We start from the raw sequence: 14518 nt of genomic DNA, 5'->3' as shown, positions 1-14518 counted from the left end.
CCTTTGCTTTATTTGATTTACTTTATTTTAATTGGACACTCGTCATATAAGCTTTGAATTCTGTAGCAATCTCTTTATACTTCGTATGATGCAGATAGTGCGAGCCTTCCATCGGGATCATTTTGCCCTGGTCGGATTGTTTGATTTGCTCCTCGTGTAGCGGTATCCAATTGGGATTCGCCGTATTATTGGACTGAACGAAAAGCAACATCGGCAAATGGCGAGGATAGGTCAGTTTCTCTGCATTTTTGAAGTTAGAACCCAGATTTTTTAACTCATTCATTAAAGTCGAATTGCTTGACACCTGATTAGAGATCAGGTTCATCTGCTCTATAGTATGCTCATCGTAGTCCATAGATTTGTACGGATCTGAGCTCACATTTTTGAGGAGTCGCATCAGCCCTGATCTTTGAAGGAACTGCATCGATTTCAGAGGTAGTTTTACATCCATGCCAGGCTGATTAGGAACACTGCTGTCTATACCAATGAAGGCTATCACTTCGTCGGGATAATTTTTCACATAAGACACGCCGTATAGTCCTGTAATGGAATGTCCCATGAGAATATAACGCTTCAGACCAAGCTGCTCCACAGCCTCATGAATTTCACTGACGATATTTTCAGAGGTACGCTCTTTGTCTGTACGATCACTTAATCCATAGCCAAATGGTTCAATCGTTACTACTTTATAATCTGACGTTAACTGATCAATCAAAAGCTTAAAATCTAACACGGGTGAAGGGGTTCCTTGCCCTGGAAGCAACACAATGGTCTGTTCTCCGCTGCCTTGAATGGAGACATTCATATTTTTACCATCCACTTGTACATACTGCCCATAGGATTCTATCTTTTTCTTTTCCATTCCATTGCTAATTACATTTATCACAAATACGATGCCCATGAATAATACGAGCGCTGCGAGGATTCCCCCGAATATTTTTAGAAATAACTTACGCTTTTTGCCGCTTTTTTTCTCTGTTTGTTTCATTTCTTCGTTCTCTCCCACTCTCATCTTCTCCTGTCCTTAGTCTGTTTAACTATCTTGGTGACGTAGGTACAGTATAATCAGGCAAGATGTCGAGAGCGTGACGCCAATATGAACGGAATATGAACTGGCATATATAAGTTGAATTGGTTTACACAGTCCACTCCGATGACAGAATAACCTTTCAATCGCTGTTATCCCCAGATTTTTTTGGATTCCCTTTTCCAAAGGGAAAATCCGGTGATAAAGGCGAGCGCTCCGCTTTTCCAGGTTTTTTCTGTCCTCTCCGTTAACGTGTAAATAATCATTCATTTTATATTGCTTTATTAAAAGTATATAACAAAAGAGAGTTGCTTATATACAAGCAGCTCTCTTTGCCACCTTCAGAACCTTCCTAGTGGTCGAGGAATACAAGTTGAATGAAGAATAGAATTGCAAAAATATAAAAAATCGGATGAACATCTTTACCTTTACCACGCAGTAGCTTGAGCACTGGGTAGAAAATGAAACCAATTCCGATTCCGGTTGCAATACTGTGCGTCAGCGGCATCAGGATAATGATGAGGAATGCGGGAAAGGCTTCTTCCAGATCACTCCAGTTCATTTTGCTAATGACACTAATCATGAAGAAACCTACAATAATGAGCGCCGGGGATGTAATTGCCGGGATGCTCGAAATGACACTTACGATTGGACTAAAGAACAAAGTCGCGGCGAGCAATACACTTACTGTTACCGCAGTCAGTCCCGTTCTCCCCCCTGCAGCTACTCCCGTACTGGACTCAATATAAGCCGAGGTTGGGCTCGTTCCAAGCATAGCACCCGTCGTTGTACCAACAGCATCAGCGAGCAATGCACCACGGGAGCGCGGGAATTTGCCGTCTTTCAGTAATCCGGCTTGTTCTGCCACACCAAGCATCGTCCCTGTAGTATCGAACAAAGTAATCAACAAAAACGTGAAAATGATCGTGTATAGACCATTGGAGAAGACTCCTGCCAAATCCATCTGGAATGCTGTTTCGCCGAGCCCTGACGGCATGGATACAATGGATGCAGGCATCTGGAAGAGTCCCATGAACCAGGCTATGATCGCTGTAATAACCATACCGATAAAAAGATATCCTCTGACATTGTAAGCCATCAACGTAACGGTGATAATTAGACCAATAATCGTAAGATACGTCATCGGTTGTGACAAATCTCCGAGTGTAATCAGATTGGATTCCGAATTGGCAATAATACCTGCGTTCTGCAATCCAACCGTAGTAATAAATAATCCAATCCCTGCCGTTATCGCATGTTTGAGACTTGCAGGAATGGCATCCAGCAGCATGTAACGAAACGAAGTCAGCGATAGAATAATAAACAAAATGCCCGCAATGAATACAGCGCCAAGTGCTGTTTGCCAAGTTACGCCATACCCCTGGACCACGCTAAACGCGAAAAACGCATTTAATCCCATGCCTGGTGCGATAACAATCGGATAATTGGACCACAGGCCCATAATCAGCGTTGCCACAATACTCGCCAAAATCGTAGCAATGAATACCCCGTTAAAGCTCATTCCAGTCCCGCTCAGAATTCCGGGATTCACAATCACTATGTATACCATCGTGAAAAATGTAGTAATACCAGCAATAATTTCGGTTGAAACGGTCGTGCCTCTTTCTTTCAGTTTGAACCAGTTGTCCATCGTCAAGCCAGCCTCCAACTTTCATTTTGTCTTCTTAGATTCTACAGTACAGTTAAAAACAAAAAATCCTAATTTCCTATAGGATTGGAATTCTTACGCTCCTATATTCGTCATTAGGATCTGAACAGCTCCGAATGTGAAGATCAAGAAAAGAATTTTGTTTTTAATCTGAGGTGCATTTCGAATTTTATTAAAAATAACATGGGATGTCAATGAAATTCGAGCTTTGTTCACATTATTTACGAACTATTTGATTTGAGAAATAGATTTCATTCGTTTTTAAGGATTTAAGCTTACTTTTCAGTTGAACTGATTATTTTACAATCACCGTACAATTGTGATGGATTTGATTTACAAATGAATGATAATCTTCTTAAGGATGAACAAATGAACAAAGCTTCATGCATTCATGTTAAAGAGATATCGAGGAGGAATCATTGTGAAATTGTCTAAAAAAGCATTGCCTGCATTAGCTCTGACGTTGGCTGTATCAGCCTCCACTCTTCTTTCCCCTGGACAAGCAACTATTGCTAAAGCTGCCGGTGCAAGTACTGAGAAAAAACCAATCAAAAATATCATCTTTCTTATTGGAGATGGTATGGGAACATCGTATACATCCGCATATCGTTACATGAAAGATAACCCTAAAACGAAGGTAATGGAAAAAACGGTGTTCGATCCTTATCTGGTAGGTGCTCAAATGACCTATCCCGACGATGATAAACAAAACGTTACGGATTCCGCTTCTGCAGCAACCGCAATGTCTTCAGGCGTGAAAACGTATAACGCAGCCATTGCAGTGGACACGAATCAAAAGAATGTCAAAACCGTTTTGGAGCAAGCCAAACAAATCGGTAAATCCACAGGTTTGGTCGCTACTTCTGAGATTACCCATGCTACTCCGGCGGCATTTGGAGCCCATGATATCAGCCGCAAAAACATGGATGCCATCGCGAACGACTACTACGACGAGTTAATTAACGGAAAACACAAAGTCGATGTGCTTCTGGGCGGAGGCAAAACCAATTTTATACGTAAAGACCGTGACCTCACGAAAGAGTTTCAAAAAGCAGGTTATAGTTATGTGACCGACCGTACATCCCTGCTTGCGAACAAAAACAAACAAGTTCTTGGCCTGTTTGCAGATGGCGGATTGGACAAATTTATTGATCGCACAAGTGCGACGCCTTCACTGGCTGAGATGACGAATTCGGCGATCGATCGTCTTAAAACGAACAAACAAGGATTTTTCCTCATGGTTGAAGGAAGTCAGATTGACTGGGCAGGACACGATAATGATATTGTGGGTGCCATGAGTGAGATGGAAGATTTCGCTAAAGCCTTCAAGGCAGCGATTGATTTTGCGAAAAAAGATGGACAAACTCTTGTTGTTGCTACTGCTGACCACTCCACAGGCGGCCTTACTCTTGGTAAAGATGGAGAATACAACTTCTTCGTAGACCCAATCAAAGCTGCACTGCGTACCCCTGATTTCATGGCTGCTCAAATTGCCAAAGGGGCTTCCGTTGATGAGACTTTGAAAAAATATCTCAAACTTGAGCTGACAGCTGAGGAAATTCAATCCGTGAAAGAGGCTGCTCCAAGTGCGGATGTGACCAAAATTGATAATGCGATCGAAGCTATTATTGATAACCGTTCATTCACAGGTTGGACAACAGGTGGACATACGGGTGAAGATGTACCTGTGTATGCCTACGGCCCGGGAAGTCAGCGCTTCTCCGGCTTAATTGATAACACGGATAATGCCAAAGTCATTTTTGATATTTTGAAAAAGGGCAAGTAAACGATTTTGCACTCTGTCCTGATATCCAATGGTTAGCAGTATAAGTACTTTTTCTAAAGCGCCCCTCTCTTCTTTCGAAAGAAATGAAGTGAGGGGGTTGTTGTATTTAACATTCATTTTATTCCCTGTTATATGAGAATAAGAGGTGAATTGCAGTTATACTTTGGCAAATTGTTGCATTATCGCCGTCGCCGCAAAGGTGCAGCCCCCAGCTTCTTTCAAAGATTTCCCGATGAAATGTGCCTGCTCTTTATAGATGGGATTGTGAAGTGTTTCCATGATGGCCTCCTGTAATTGGATTGCGTTCAGGTGATGTTGATCTAATACAATCCCGGCTCCAAGTTCTTTTACGCGACCCGCTACAAATGGTTGATCCGAGGTCATGGGAATCATGACAAGTGGAACATCGAAATATAATGCCTCGCTTACACTATTCATGCCTGCGTGAGTAACAAAAACGTCTGCATGCTGCAAAATTTCAATCTGAGCAACATAAGGCTTCACGATAAAGTTGTCGGGAACCATTTCTTCAATGGAAGCAATATTGGTGTATTTCCCCGAAGATAAAACAACATTTACAGCCTGATCTTTTAATGCATCAAAGCACAGTTTGTAAAACTCCAGGTTTTTATTCAGTATGGTTCCCATTGAAATGTATACCGTCTTCGCATGCCGTTCACGAAGAAGATGAAACGGGAATTCGGGAGCATCTTCCCGCGGAATAATCGATGAACCCGTGAATAGAAAACGATCTTGCAATTCTTCTGCCCGTGGCTGAAAATAACGGCTGGTGTAAACAATGTTCAATTGAGCGTTATGTGCTGTCATTTCTTCTAGAGCAGGTAGGCTGACCTGATACGCTGTCGCTATTTCTTTTGCCTTGTTCATAATCGCTTCATATAGTTTCTGTGTATCGATAACCTCCCCATTCTCTATGCTTGCTGGCTCAACGGAAGCAAAAGAAGCTATCGTACATACGGATGGAATCCCTAATTTCTCAGCGAGAATTTGGCCTCCCCACCCCATCAGTGAATCATAGATCAGATAGTCAAACGTTTCATGCTCTATCAAACGAAGCACCTCAGGAATCATTTTGGGAATGATACCGCAAGTAATCATGTGTATGAATTGGTAGGGATGCCGATACGCCAAAGGCTTGAGTGTAGGTTCATGTGAGAACGCATCCTCCGCAAAAGGATAGGTCAGGACCTTAGCTCCCGTTTGCTCAATCCGAGAACGATATTCCTCTACACAGACATAAACAACATCTTCTCCAAGTTTGACTAGCTCCGTAATTAACCCAAGGGATGGGTTCACATGGCCTTCAGCCGGAGTAATAACAACCAATACACGCGCCATCGTGCGCACCTCCTGTAATATGTGCCTCCGATCCGTATCTGGTCTGACCGGTTGTTTGTTTACATCGGAAGTGTATCTATTTTTTGCCCAGCGGGCTGATGTGTCTGGGGTGTACGGGTTTTAATTCGCAACGATGAGAAAAAGCTCAGTATAACCAATAGAAGTTGAAGCGTCAGCACCATCAGAATCCCTGTTGATATGCCCCATCCCGTCGTTTTGGCTAAAGCAACCAATGAACCGCTTACACCAATGCTTACAGCGACATAAAAAGAATCGACAAACTGAAGGTTGGCAGACATCTTTCCTTCCTGTCCAAGCTCAGCGTACTGTAAAGCAAGGACTGCGGTAGTCGGGTTAGCCAGCCCCACACCAAAACCAATAATAACCTGTGAGAGGAGAATAAGCGCAATTCCGATATCCGTTAAAAATAAAGCCAGAATGACGAGCGTAACTCCGATGATCATAATGCCAATTCCATACATCACTCTCTGCTTTCGCCCATCACCTTGGTCTCTTACATCCAATCTGGCTTGCAACCATGCCGCTCCAGACCAGCTTAATGATCCTGCTGCCACAAGCAATCCGGCAGTGTCTGCCGATAACCCCTTCATCTCAGTCAAACCCAGAATAACAAAACTCTCGGTTGCAAAGTAACAAGACACATACAATCCTCTTGTTACCAAGGTTGCCGGTAAACCGGATTGGATTAGAAATGTTCCTTGAGGCAATAATTTGTGCATGAACGGTATCATGATTATGAATCCACTAATCGAAAGAGCTATGCCCTGCCAGCTTGTAATCATGCCAAGACCTGTCAGTAACAATCCCGTTCCAATAGCTAATAAAATGGCCTGACCTGTTCTTGAGTCAACCGCTCGTGCTTCTTCTATAATGTGCTGACTGCGCTGCAGATCACGAAACGAGCGATATGTAAGCAGAAGAGCAAGTACAATCAAAGGAATAACGATCCAGAAAACAAACCGCCAAGACAGATAAGAAGCAAGAAGTCCAGCAAAATAAGGCCCGATTAATGAAGGAAGAACAAATGCCAGCGAAAAAGCTGCCAAAATCTGAGTTCGGAGATTTTCCGGGTAATATAATGTTACACACACATAGACACATGTAATTAAAGCGCCAGCTCCAAATCCTTGAAAGACTCTTCCTCCAATGAGCATGTACATGTTCATGGATGTCGCAGCAATCATTGTCCCCACTACAAAAATAGCAAAAGATATAAGAATGGAAGTGAATACACCCCGCCTGTCCACTTGCTGTCCCATAACCAGTGTTCCTACAAGCTGAGATAACAAAAACGCGCTAAAAATCCAGCCATATAGATGAATTCCCTGCATGTCTTGAGCTATTTTGGCAGCAATAGTTGTGATCGCTAGCCCTTCGAATGCCGAAGTGGTTAATACCAACATAATACCAATGGTCATTGCGCTGTAACGTCGATGAAAGATGCCGATGGGCTTCTCGTTTGTCACGGACACCTCCATAAAATATTGAAATATTAGTAAAATACACCTGCAGATGTATCTTTAATATAGGATAAGCAAGCCACTTTGTAAACAAATATGTTTATTAAGGGGGGCCTTCATCGTTGATCATGCTGATAAGAGGGCCTTTCTAAAGTCGCTTCCTGTTCGGTATTCTCGCCATTTGCTTCTTCATAGGAAACGTATGCTCTGCATTGACTTCACTCAAAGTGCTTATACTACGTATCGAATACATCTAAGGAGAGATTCGATATGGATCTGCAGAGCGGCAAATTGTATTGGCCAACCACGGTAACAAATCCTCCTTCTTACCCGAAGCTTGAGGAAAACGTTACTTGTGATGTCCTGATCATCGGTGCGGGGAGTTCGGGTGCACAGTGTGCTCATTTTTTAGCTGATAAAGGATTATCCGTCGTTGTCGTGGACAAGCGAAAGGTTGGAGAAGGCAGCACAAGCACCAACACTGCGTTGATTCAATATGCGGGGGAAAAGAGCTTTGTATCTTTGAAGAATACATTCGGTGAAGAAGCAGCCGCCCGTCATCTGAAATTGTGCGAGCAATCCATCAATCATATTGAGCAGATCAGCCGCGAACTTCCGATTAAGCCTGATTTTATAAGGCGTGATAGCTTGTATTACGCGAGTTACCAGAATGATATCCCAGCATTGCAAGAAGAATATGCGCTCCTGAAAAAGCATGGATTCAACGTGGATTTTTGGGATGAGCAGCGTATATCAAGCGTATATCCTTTCTCTAAATCAGCTGCGCTTTATTATCGTGATGATGCCGAGATGAACCCGTTAAAATTCGTCTATGGACTGCTGGAAAATGCAAAATCAGAAGGTGTACGCATCTACGAGGAAACCGAGATTTCAGGTAAGCGTTTTGAGAATGATTCGGCTGTTTTCTATACCAAAGAACGCTTCGAGATTCGTGCGAAACATGTGATTATCGCGGCTGGATATGAAGACAAAGACTTTAAAGTGGAGAAAAATGCCACACTGTCCAGCTCCTACGCTGTTATTACCAAGCCGCTTTCTGATTTGGAAAACTGGTACAAACGCACGTTGATTTGGGAGACGGCACGTCCATATGTTTATATGCGGACGACCCCGGATGATCGCATTATTATCGGTGGCATGGATAAGGATACGGCTTACGCCGAAACAAGGGACTCCAAGATATTGGCGAGTAAGGATAAACTCATCCACGAGTTTAACAAGCTTTTTCCGAATATTCAGGTGGAACCTGAGTATTATCTGGGCGCTTTTTACGGGGGAACACATGACGGCTTGCCGGTAATCGGTCAATACGAGTCATATCCGCATTGTTATGTCATTATGGCTTATGGCGATAATGGAACCGTGTATAACGGTGTGTTGGCTAAAATTGTAACGGACAAAATTGTGCATGGTTCCAGCCCAGATATGGATCTTTATTTGCAGAACAGACCCCTTGTTGAAAAAATGACTCTCTAACGCTAAAAGCCGATTCCAGAACTACATCTGGAATCGGCTTTCAAGTATATCCTCACAAAAAAAATTTAGTGCCCTCTACAGCTACAGTGTAATAATGATTGGTCCTTTTTTGGACAGAATGATCGTATGTTCAATCTGTGCTACATAACTGTTTTTGGTAGCAAATGTCCATCCGTCCCCTTTTTGATACACCTCTTCTTCAGATGTGGAAATAAAGGGTTCAAACGCAATAACCATACCTTCTTTCAACAACTCATCATCTGACGTGTCATTGTAATTATAGATATGATCCGGCGCTTCATGAATAGCCCGACCCACTCCATGTCCAGTGAGGTTGCGTATAACCGTTAACCCATGCTGGCGTGCGGTCAGGAAAACGGCTTTGCCAATACCGCTCTTTTTGGAACCAGGATTCGCTTTTTTCAGACCTGCTTCGAAAGCGAGTTTCGCTACCTCACAGATTTTTGTTAACACTTCATCTCCCTGGCCAACAACAAACGAAATGCCTGTGTCTGCGAAATATTCGTTTTTGGAGCCGGAAACATCAATGTTAACGATATCGCCTTCCTTAATGACCCGATCACCCGGAATTCCATGAGCGACTTCTTCATTGACACTAATGCATGTAAACCCAGGAAAATCATATTCACTCTTGGGTGCGGAAATAGCGCCCTCTTTCTCAAACAGCTCCCCAGCCAAATCATCGAGTTCTTTGGTCGTTACACCGGGAGCGGTTCGCTCAACCAACGTATCTCTAATGGAAGCAACAATTCTGCCAATTTCTTTTAAACCATTAAAATCCTCTTCCGTTTTTGCAATCATATGCGAGTACCTCACGTTCCTTCTTCTTTGTAAACAGAAAGTTTCATCTTATTGCAACATAAATTGCTACAGTTTGCAACATGTTTAGGATTTGATGTACTCGCACAAAGAAAAGACTCGACTATTTGACAATTACGTTTTTGATTACGTGCTGGCCCTTACCTCTACGTGTGCAGAAAAAGAGGTGAACCGAAGTTCACCCCTGGCAAAACATTAATGATCATGCTGCATCCATGGATTTCGCTTTCGCTAAATTAACTCAGCGAACTACATTAACCATTATTGCTGTTTATATACCCGAACATAATCCACCTGCATGGTTGCAGGAATATCCGAAGCATCGGGAATGCGACCACCATCGAAATTACCGCCGATCGCCAAGTTCATGATTAAATAGAACGGTTCATCAAATGGAGCATTAGGGTTGTTCGGTGCAGCTGCAGACGACCACTGCTGATTGGTAACTTTATAGAAGAATTTGCCGTCCACGTACCATTTGATGTTGTCCGGTTCCCAAACTACAGAATATACATGATAATCGTTAGCAATCGTTTGTCCTGCGGGGAAGTGATACTCTCCACCTATATACTGATTGGCAGGCCATTGCCCGCCAAAGTGAATGGTTCCACTGGTTGTTCCAGGCAGACGACCTCTTGCCTCCATCACGTCAATTTCACCTGATGCAGCCCATGTGCCATATACCGAATCTTGCGGCAGCATCCAGAGTGCAGGCCAGACGCCATCCCCTGTAGGCAGCTTGGCACGGAAATCGACACGCCCGTACTTCAGGGATAACTTGTCTTTGGTATTCACCTTACCGGAGGCATATTTCGCAAAACGATTCGGGTCTTGAGGGAATGATTGGTTACTATGTGTTGCACGGATATTTAATTTTCCATCCTGAACATAAATATTTTCCGGACTGGTAGTGTAGTGCTGCAGCTCCGCATTGCCCCAACCCCAGGTTCCCGGATCATCATTGAGATAGTACCCTGTTTCTATATTCCATTTGCTTGTATCCAGCGCAGAACCACTGAACTCATCCTGCCAGATCAGATTCATTCCTTCAATTGCCGGATTGCTCGGTGTACCGATGGAGATGTCTTCTTGGTCCGAACCATCGGGACGTGGGGCATTCGGGTTGCCAATGAGTGTATAGTTCACATAGTTGCTGCCCACGTTTCCACCGGGTTGTCCATTAAGCGGATAGCCGATTCGAATTTGCATGTTTTCCTGAATAGGTCGGAACCATAGACCATAGATATGATCGGCCCAGTATCCCCACTGATTGGCATCGGAAATCGGATTGTAGCCATTGCCGGAATACGTAAATTTACTTTGACCACTATTACTTAAGTCTACCCATTGACCCTTGATATTGATTTGGTATACAAAATGTTGTAATTCCTTCGCAATAGGTGCGCTCCCGCCAATCTTGGGCAGTGGGATACCTATGGAACCGCTTTCATCTGCTGTGAAAGTTGTCCCTTCATAGGCAGTAACTACGAATGAATTACGCACAGGTTCATTGAATGTAATGGTGTAAATAATATTCGCAGCCGATGTTTTGGACTGCAGCTTGACGTGAATAGACTCGGTTACGTTAAACCAATATCCTCCTCCACCCTCCGTGAATTGACCGAAGTTCTGATCGTAAATCCAGCCGCTGGCTGCGTTATTGTCAATATCAATCCACGTGCTGCTCTGCACAGGTTTCACATACACCTTGAGATCCTGAGCGATGGCTTCATAGGTGACTGATGGATTATTGTTAAAGGTGGGATACGTAAAGCCGGCGCCTCCGGTGCTGCTGGCAATGATGTCAGGCCCCTGTGTAGGGCTCATTGCTGTGATCGTTGTTTCGTTAATGTTTTGAAAGACCAGTCGATAATCAAGCTTTATTCCGTTCGCTTTGGAATACAATTGAACATCGGTTGTTGTGGAGAGAGTGAACCAATATCCATGAAAGCCGGCGTCAGTCCAGTGCCCCCAGTTTTGGTTGTACGTAAAGCCTTCCGCCTGATCAATATCCACCCATTGGCCTCCTACCTTGACATTAACACCTAAATCCCCGCTCACTTCGCTCCATGCAGCAGAACCCCCATTAAACTTAGGCATCACGAACCCGAAACTGGCCTTGCCAACCCCGGATTTGGATATGACAGGTCCGTCAGCAGATGAAAAGTACTCCATGGACGTTATCGTCTTCCCGGCAGCCCTAGCCGTTGAGGCAGGCCCAAGCAGAACGCTTGCCAGCATGATGAATACGAGCATCACACCCATCCTTCTGTACACCAATCGCTTCTCCCTGCAAGCAGCCGATTTCATTCATTCTCCTCCTTCGAATCATTTTTCCAATCCATTATCAATAAGGAAAAAGATTACAGATCGGATAACTCTATTCTACCGAAAAGAAGAATGTGCTGAAAGATATATTTATAATTTGTTTTAGCCTATCAATTCATTTTATGAATGAAAAGAGATGATTTCTTTATAACACAGAAATCATCTCTTAGTTTAACTTTTTAGCATGTGTCTATAGTCCATTGTTAGCAATCAGATTTTGGTACCAGAAGAAACTTTCCTTCCGTTTTCGCTCCAGAGTGCCGTTTCCGTCATTATCTTGGTCAACATGGATTAGACCATAACGTTTTTCCATTTCGGAAGAGGAATAGCTGATCAGGTCGATGATTCCCCAAACGGTATACCCCATAATTTCAACACCATCCAGCAGAGCCTCATGCATTTGTTCGATATGAGAACGCAGGTATTCAATGCGGTAAGGATCGCTAATTGTACCGTTCTCTTCAATGGTATCGTAAGCACCCAGTCCATTTTCAACGATAAACAAAGGTACCTGATAACGGCTGTACAGATGGTTAAGCGCAAGTCTTAAACCAATCGGATCGATCTGCCATCCCCAATCACTTACAGACAAGTAAGGGTTTTTCACGCCGCCCATCGTATTGCCGCTAACCGTTTCCAACCCCTCGCTATCTGCACTGGCCACGAAGGAGTTGTAGTAACTGAATGATATGAAGTCAGCCGTATACTCTTTTAGCAAGTCACTATCGCCTTCAGCTTTTTCAATGATGATATTCTGTTCTCTAAAATATCTCTCGATGTAACCAGGGTAAGCGCCACGCACCTGCACATCGGTAAAGAACAGATTAAATTGATTATTTTTATGCGCAGCCAACACATCAAGCGGATTACATGTGTGAGGATAGTGCAACAGGCTTGTCAGCATACAACCAATTTGAGCATTAGGAATAATCTCATGGCATAGCTTTACCGCATAAGCACTAGCAATAAATTGGTGATGCAGCGCTTGGTATACCGCCTGTTCAACATTTTCGAACCGATCTGGAACAATGCCACCGTTGGTGAAAGGATGACGAACAATGCCATCAATTTCATTGAAAGTGATCCAATATTTTACTTTATCTTTATAACGGTTAAATACCGTTGTACTGAAGCGTACAAAGAAATCAATAACCTCTCTGGATGTCCATCCTCCATAATGATCGACCAGATACATCGGCATCTCATAGTGAGACAAGGTAACCAGAGGTTCAATGCCATTTTTAATCATCTCATCAAAAAGGCGATCGTAGAAAAGCAAACCTTCTTCGTTGGCGCTCGTTTCATTTCCATTCGGGAAAATCCGCGTCCACGCAATCGATGTACGTAATGTTTTGATGCCCATCTCACCCATTAATACAAGATCCTCTGGATACCGATGATAGAAATCGATACCTCTGCGTTTCGGATAATTCAATGTAGATTGATCCTTAAGCGCTGCCGCGAGCTGCTCTGAACTTACAGCATTTTGCTTTTTGTAGTCACCTATGTTTTTCTTATTCATAGCCGTATCGGCGGTAGAAATGCCTTTCCCTGCTGTGTTCCAAGCTCCTTCAGCCTGATTAGCAGCAATCGCTCCGCCCCATAGAAACCCTTCGGGAAATGTTCGGGTAGTCGTCATATCATAATCCTCCTGTTAATGCGCTCTGTCCATCACACGGCTGATGTGAATGATGAGATACAATCTTTCTTCGTTGGACATAAATCGTTCGAATTTCGCGCCAATGTAATTGTTGATCTTGGAAACACAGTTGCTCTCCTCCGGATACTTGCTGGAGATCCGCTCAAGCAGTTCATCATCCTTGGATTCAAGCATCGTGTTCTCTAATAATCGCTGTACAAAAAACTGCAGATGAGTTAGAAAGCGTGAATAATTAATGCTTGATGTGTCCAACTCAATTCCGTAATGAATGCGAATAATGTTCAGAATATCTTTAACGGTATTCGTCATCATCATGACCTGACTCATGTTCTGTTCCGTTTGCTGCGCGTTGACCAGATGGAAGGCGATGTTAGCTGCCTCCTCTTCCGGCAGATCCAGTCCAAGCTTATCTTTAATAAACTTCAATGCCTGCTTCCCAATGAGAAATTCTTGCGGATAAAACTTTTGCACTTCCCATAACATCCGATTTTGTATCGTAATATTCGATTTGAATCGTTTGGCGGCCATATGGAGGTGGTCTGTTAACGAAAAATAGAGATTTTCACTGAGATCACGCGATAATACTTGTTTCGCATAGGATATGATTTCGTCTGCCAAAATTAAATACTCTTCCGGCGTCTCTTTCATCAGTGCAGTCATATCCGAGGACATTCCCTCATTCTCAACGACATATACTTTTTCAATTTCATTTTCGTTAATCATGTCCCCGGGCCTGCTTCTGAAGCCAATTCCTTTGCCCATGGCAATAACCTCTTTGTTGTCATTACGCTTGGCCAAAACAATACTTGTATTGAGAACCTTAACTACTCTCATATCCATGCTCCTCTATGTTCAGAATGAATTTCACCCC

General features: G+C 43.3%; 10 protein-coding genes. 2 read left to right on the top strand and 8 right to left on the bottom strand.

Annotation, left to right across the window (positions count from 1 at the left end):
* Positions 1 to 22 precede the first annotated feature (22 nt).
* Positions 23 to 988, bottom strand: coding sequence for an alpha/beta hydrolase (locus tag Q9R46_RS09975; RefSeq protein WP_311279901.1), 966 nt, complete (start codon positions 986 to 988; stop codon positions 23 to 25).
* Positions 989 to 1379: 391 nt separating this feature from the next.
* Positions 1380 to 2678, bottom strand: a complete 1299-nt coding sequence (locus Q9R46_RS09970) for an NCS2 family permease (protein ID WP_311279900.1) — start codon at positions 2676 to 2678, stop codon at positions 1380 to 1382.
* Positions 2679 to 3087: 409 nt separating this feature from the next.
* Here Q9R46_RS09970 and Q9R46_RS09965 point away from each other — a divergent pair, with 409 nt between their 5' ends.
* Positions 3088 to 4482 carry an alkaline phosphatase gene (locus Q9R46_RS09965; RefSeq protein ID WP_397386336.1) on the top strand — a complete coding sequence of 465 codons (1395 nt, stop codon included), beginning with the start codon at positions 3088 to 3090 and terminating at the stop codon, positions 4480 to 4482.
* Between the two features lie 156 nt (positions 4483 to 4638).
* On the opposite strand, the gene Q9R46_RS09960 is transcribed toward Q9R46_RS09965, so the two are convergent.
* A complete protein-coding gene (locus Q9R46_RS09960; RefSeq protein WP_311279899.1) occupies positions 4639 to 5841 on the bottom strand; it encodes a macrolide family glycosyltransferase in 1203 nt (400 codons plus the stop codon).
* A 59-nt stretch (positions 5842 to 5900) separates the two neighbouring features.
* The gene (locus Q9R46_RS09955; protein ID WP_397386374.1) at positions 5901 to 7265 is read right to left on the bottom strand and encodes an MFS transporter; all 1365 of its coding nucleotides are present in this window, start codon (positions 7263 to 7265) and stop codon (positions 5901 to 5903) included.
* Positions 7266 to 7592: 327 nt separating this feature from the next.
* On the opposite strand from Q9R46_RS09955, the gene Q9R46_RS09950 reads away from it, so the two are divergent.
* A complete protein-coding gene (locus tag Q9R46_RS09950; RefSeq protein WP_311279897.1) occupies positions 7593 to 8819 on the top strand; it encodes an NAD(P)/FAD-dependent oxidoreductase in 1227 nt (408 codons plus the stop codon).
* 81 nt (positions 8820 to 8900) lie between these two features.
* Here Q9R46_RS09950 and map read toward each other — a convergent pair whose 3' ends face one another.
* The 4 genes from map to licT all read right to left on the bottom strand — a co-directional run bounded on the left by map (position 8901) and on the right by licT (position 14481).
* Positions 8901 to 9641 (bottom strand): type I methionyl aminopeptidase, encoded by a 741-nt coding sequence (gene map, locus Q9R46_RS09945; protein ID WP_311279896.1) that lies wholly within the window; start codon positions 9639 to 9641, stop codon positions 8901 to 8903.
* Positions 9642 to 9920: 279 nt separating this feature from the next.
* Positions 9921 to 11924, bottom strand: a complete 2004-nt coding sequence (locus tag Q9R46_RS09940) for a glycoside hydrolase family 16 protein (RefSeq protein WP_397386373.1) — start codon at positions 11922 to 11924, stop codon at positions 9921 to 9923.
* Positions 11925 to 12177: 253 nt separating this feature from the next.
* Positions 12178 to 13626: a glycoside hydrolase family 1 protein gene (locus Q9R46_RS09935; RefSeq protein WP_311279894.1), complete on the bottom strand. Its 1449-nt coding sequence runs from the start codon at positions 13624 to 13626 to the stop codon at positions 12178 to 12180.
* A gap of 15 nt (positions 13627 to 13641) precedes the next feature.
* Positions 13642 to 14481 carry a BglG family transcription antiterminator LicT gene (gene licT / locus Q9R46_RS09930; RefSeq protein ID WP_311279893.1) on the bottom strand — a complete coding sequence of 280 codons (840 nt, stop codon included), beginning with the start codon at positions 14479 to 14481 and terminating at the stop codon, positions 13642 to 13644.
* Between the last annotated feature and the right edge of the window lie 37 nt (positions 14482 to 14518).

Source organism: Paenibacillus sp. RRE4, from assembly GCF_031844205.1.
Taxonomy (GTDB): Bacteria; Bacillota; Bacilli; order Paenibacillales; family Paenibacillaceae; genus Paenibacillus; species Paenibacillus xylanexedens_B.
This window is presented reverse-complemented; position numbering and strand designations above follow the sequence as displayed.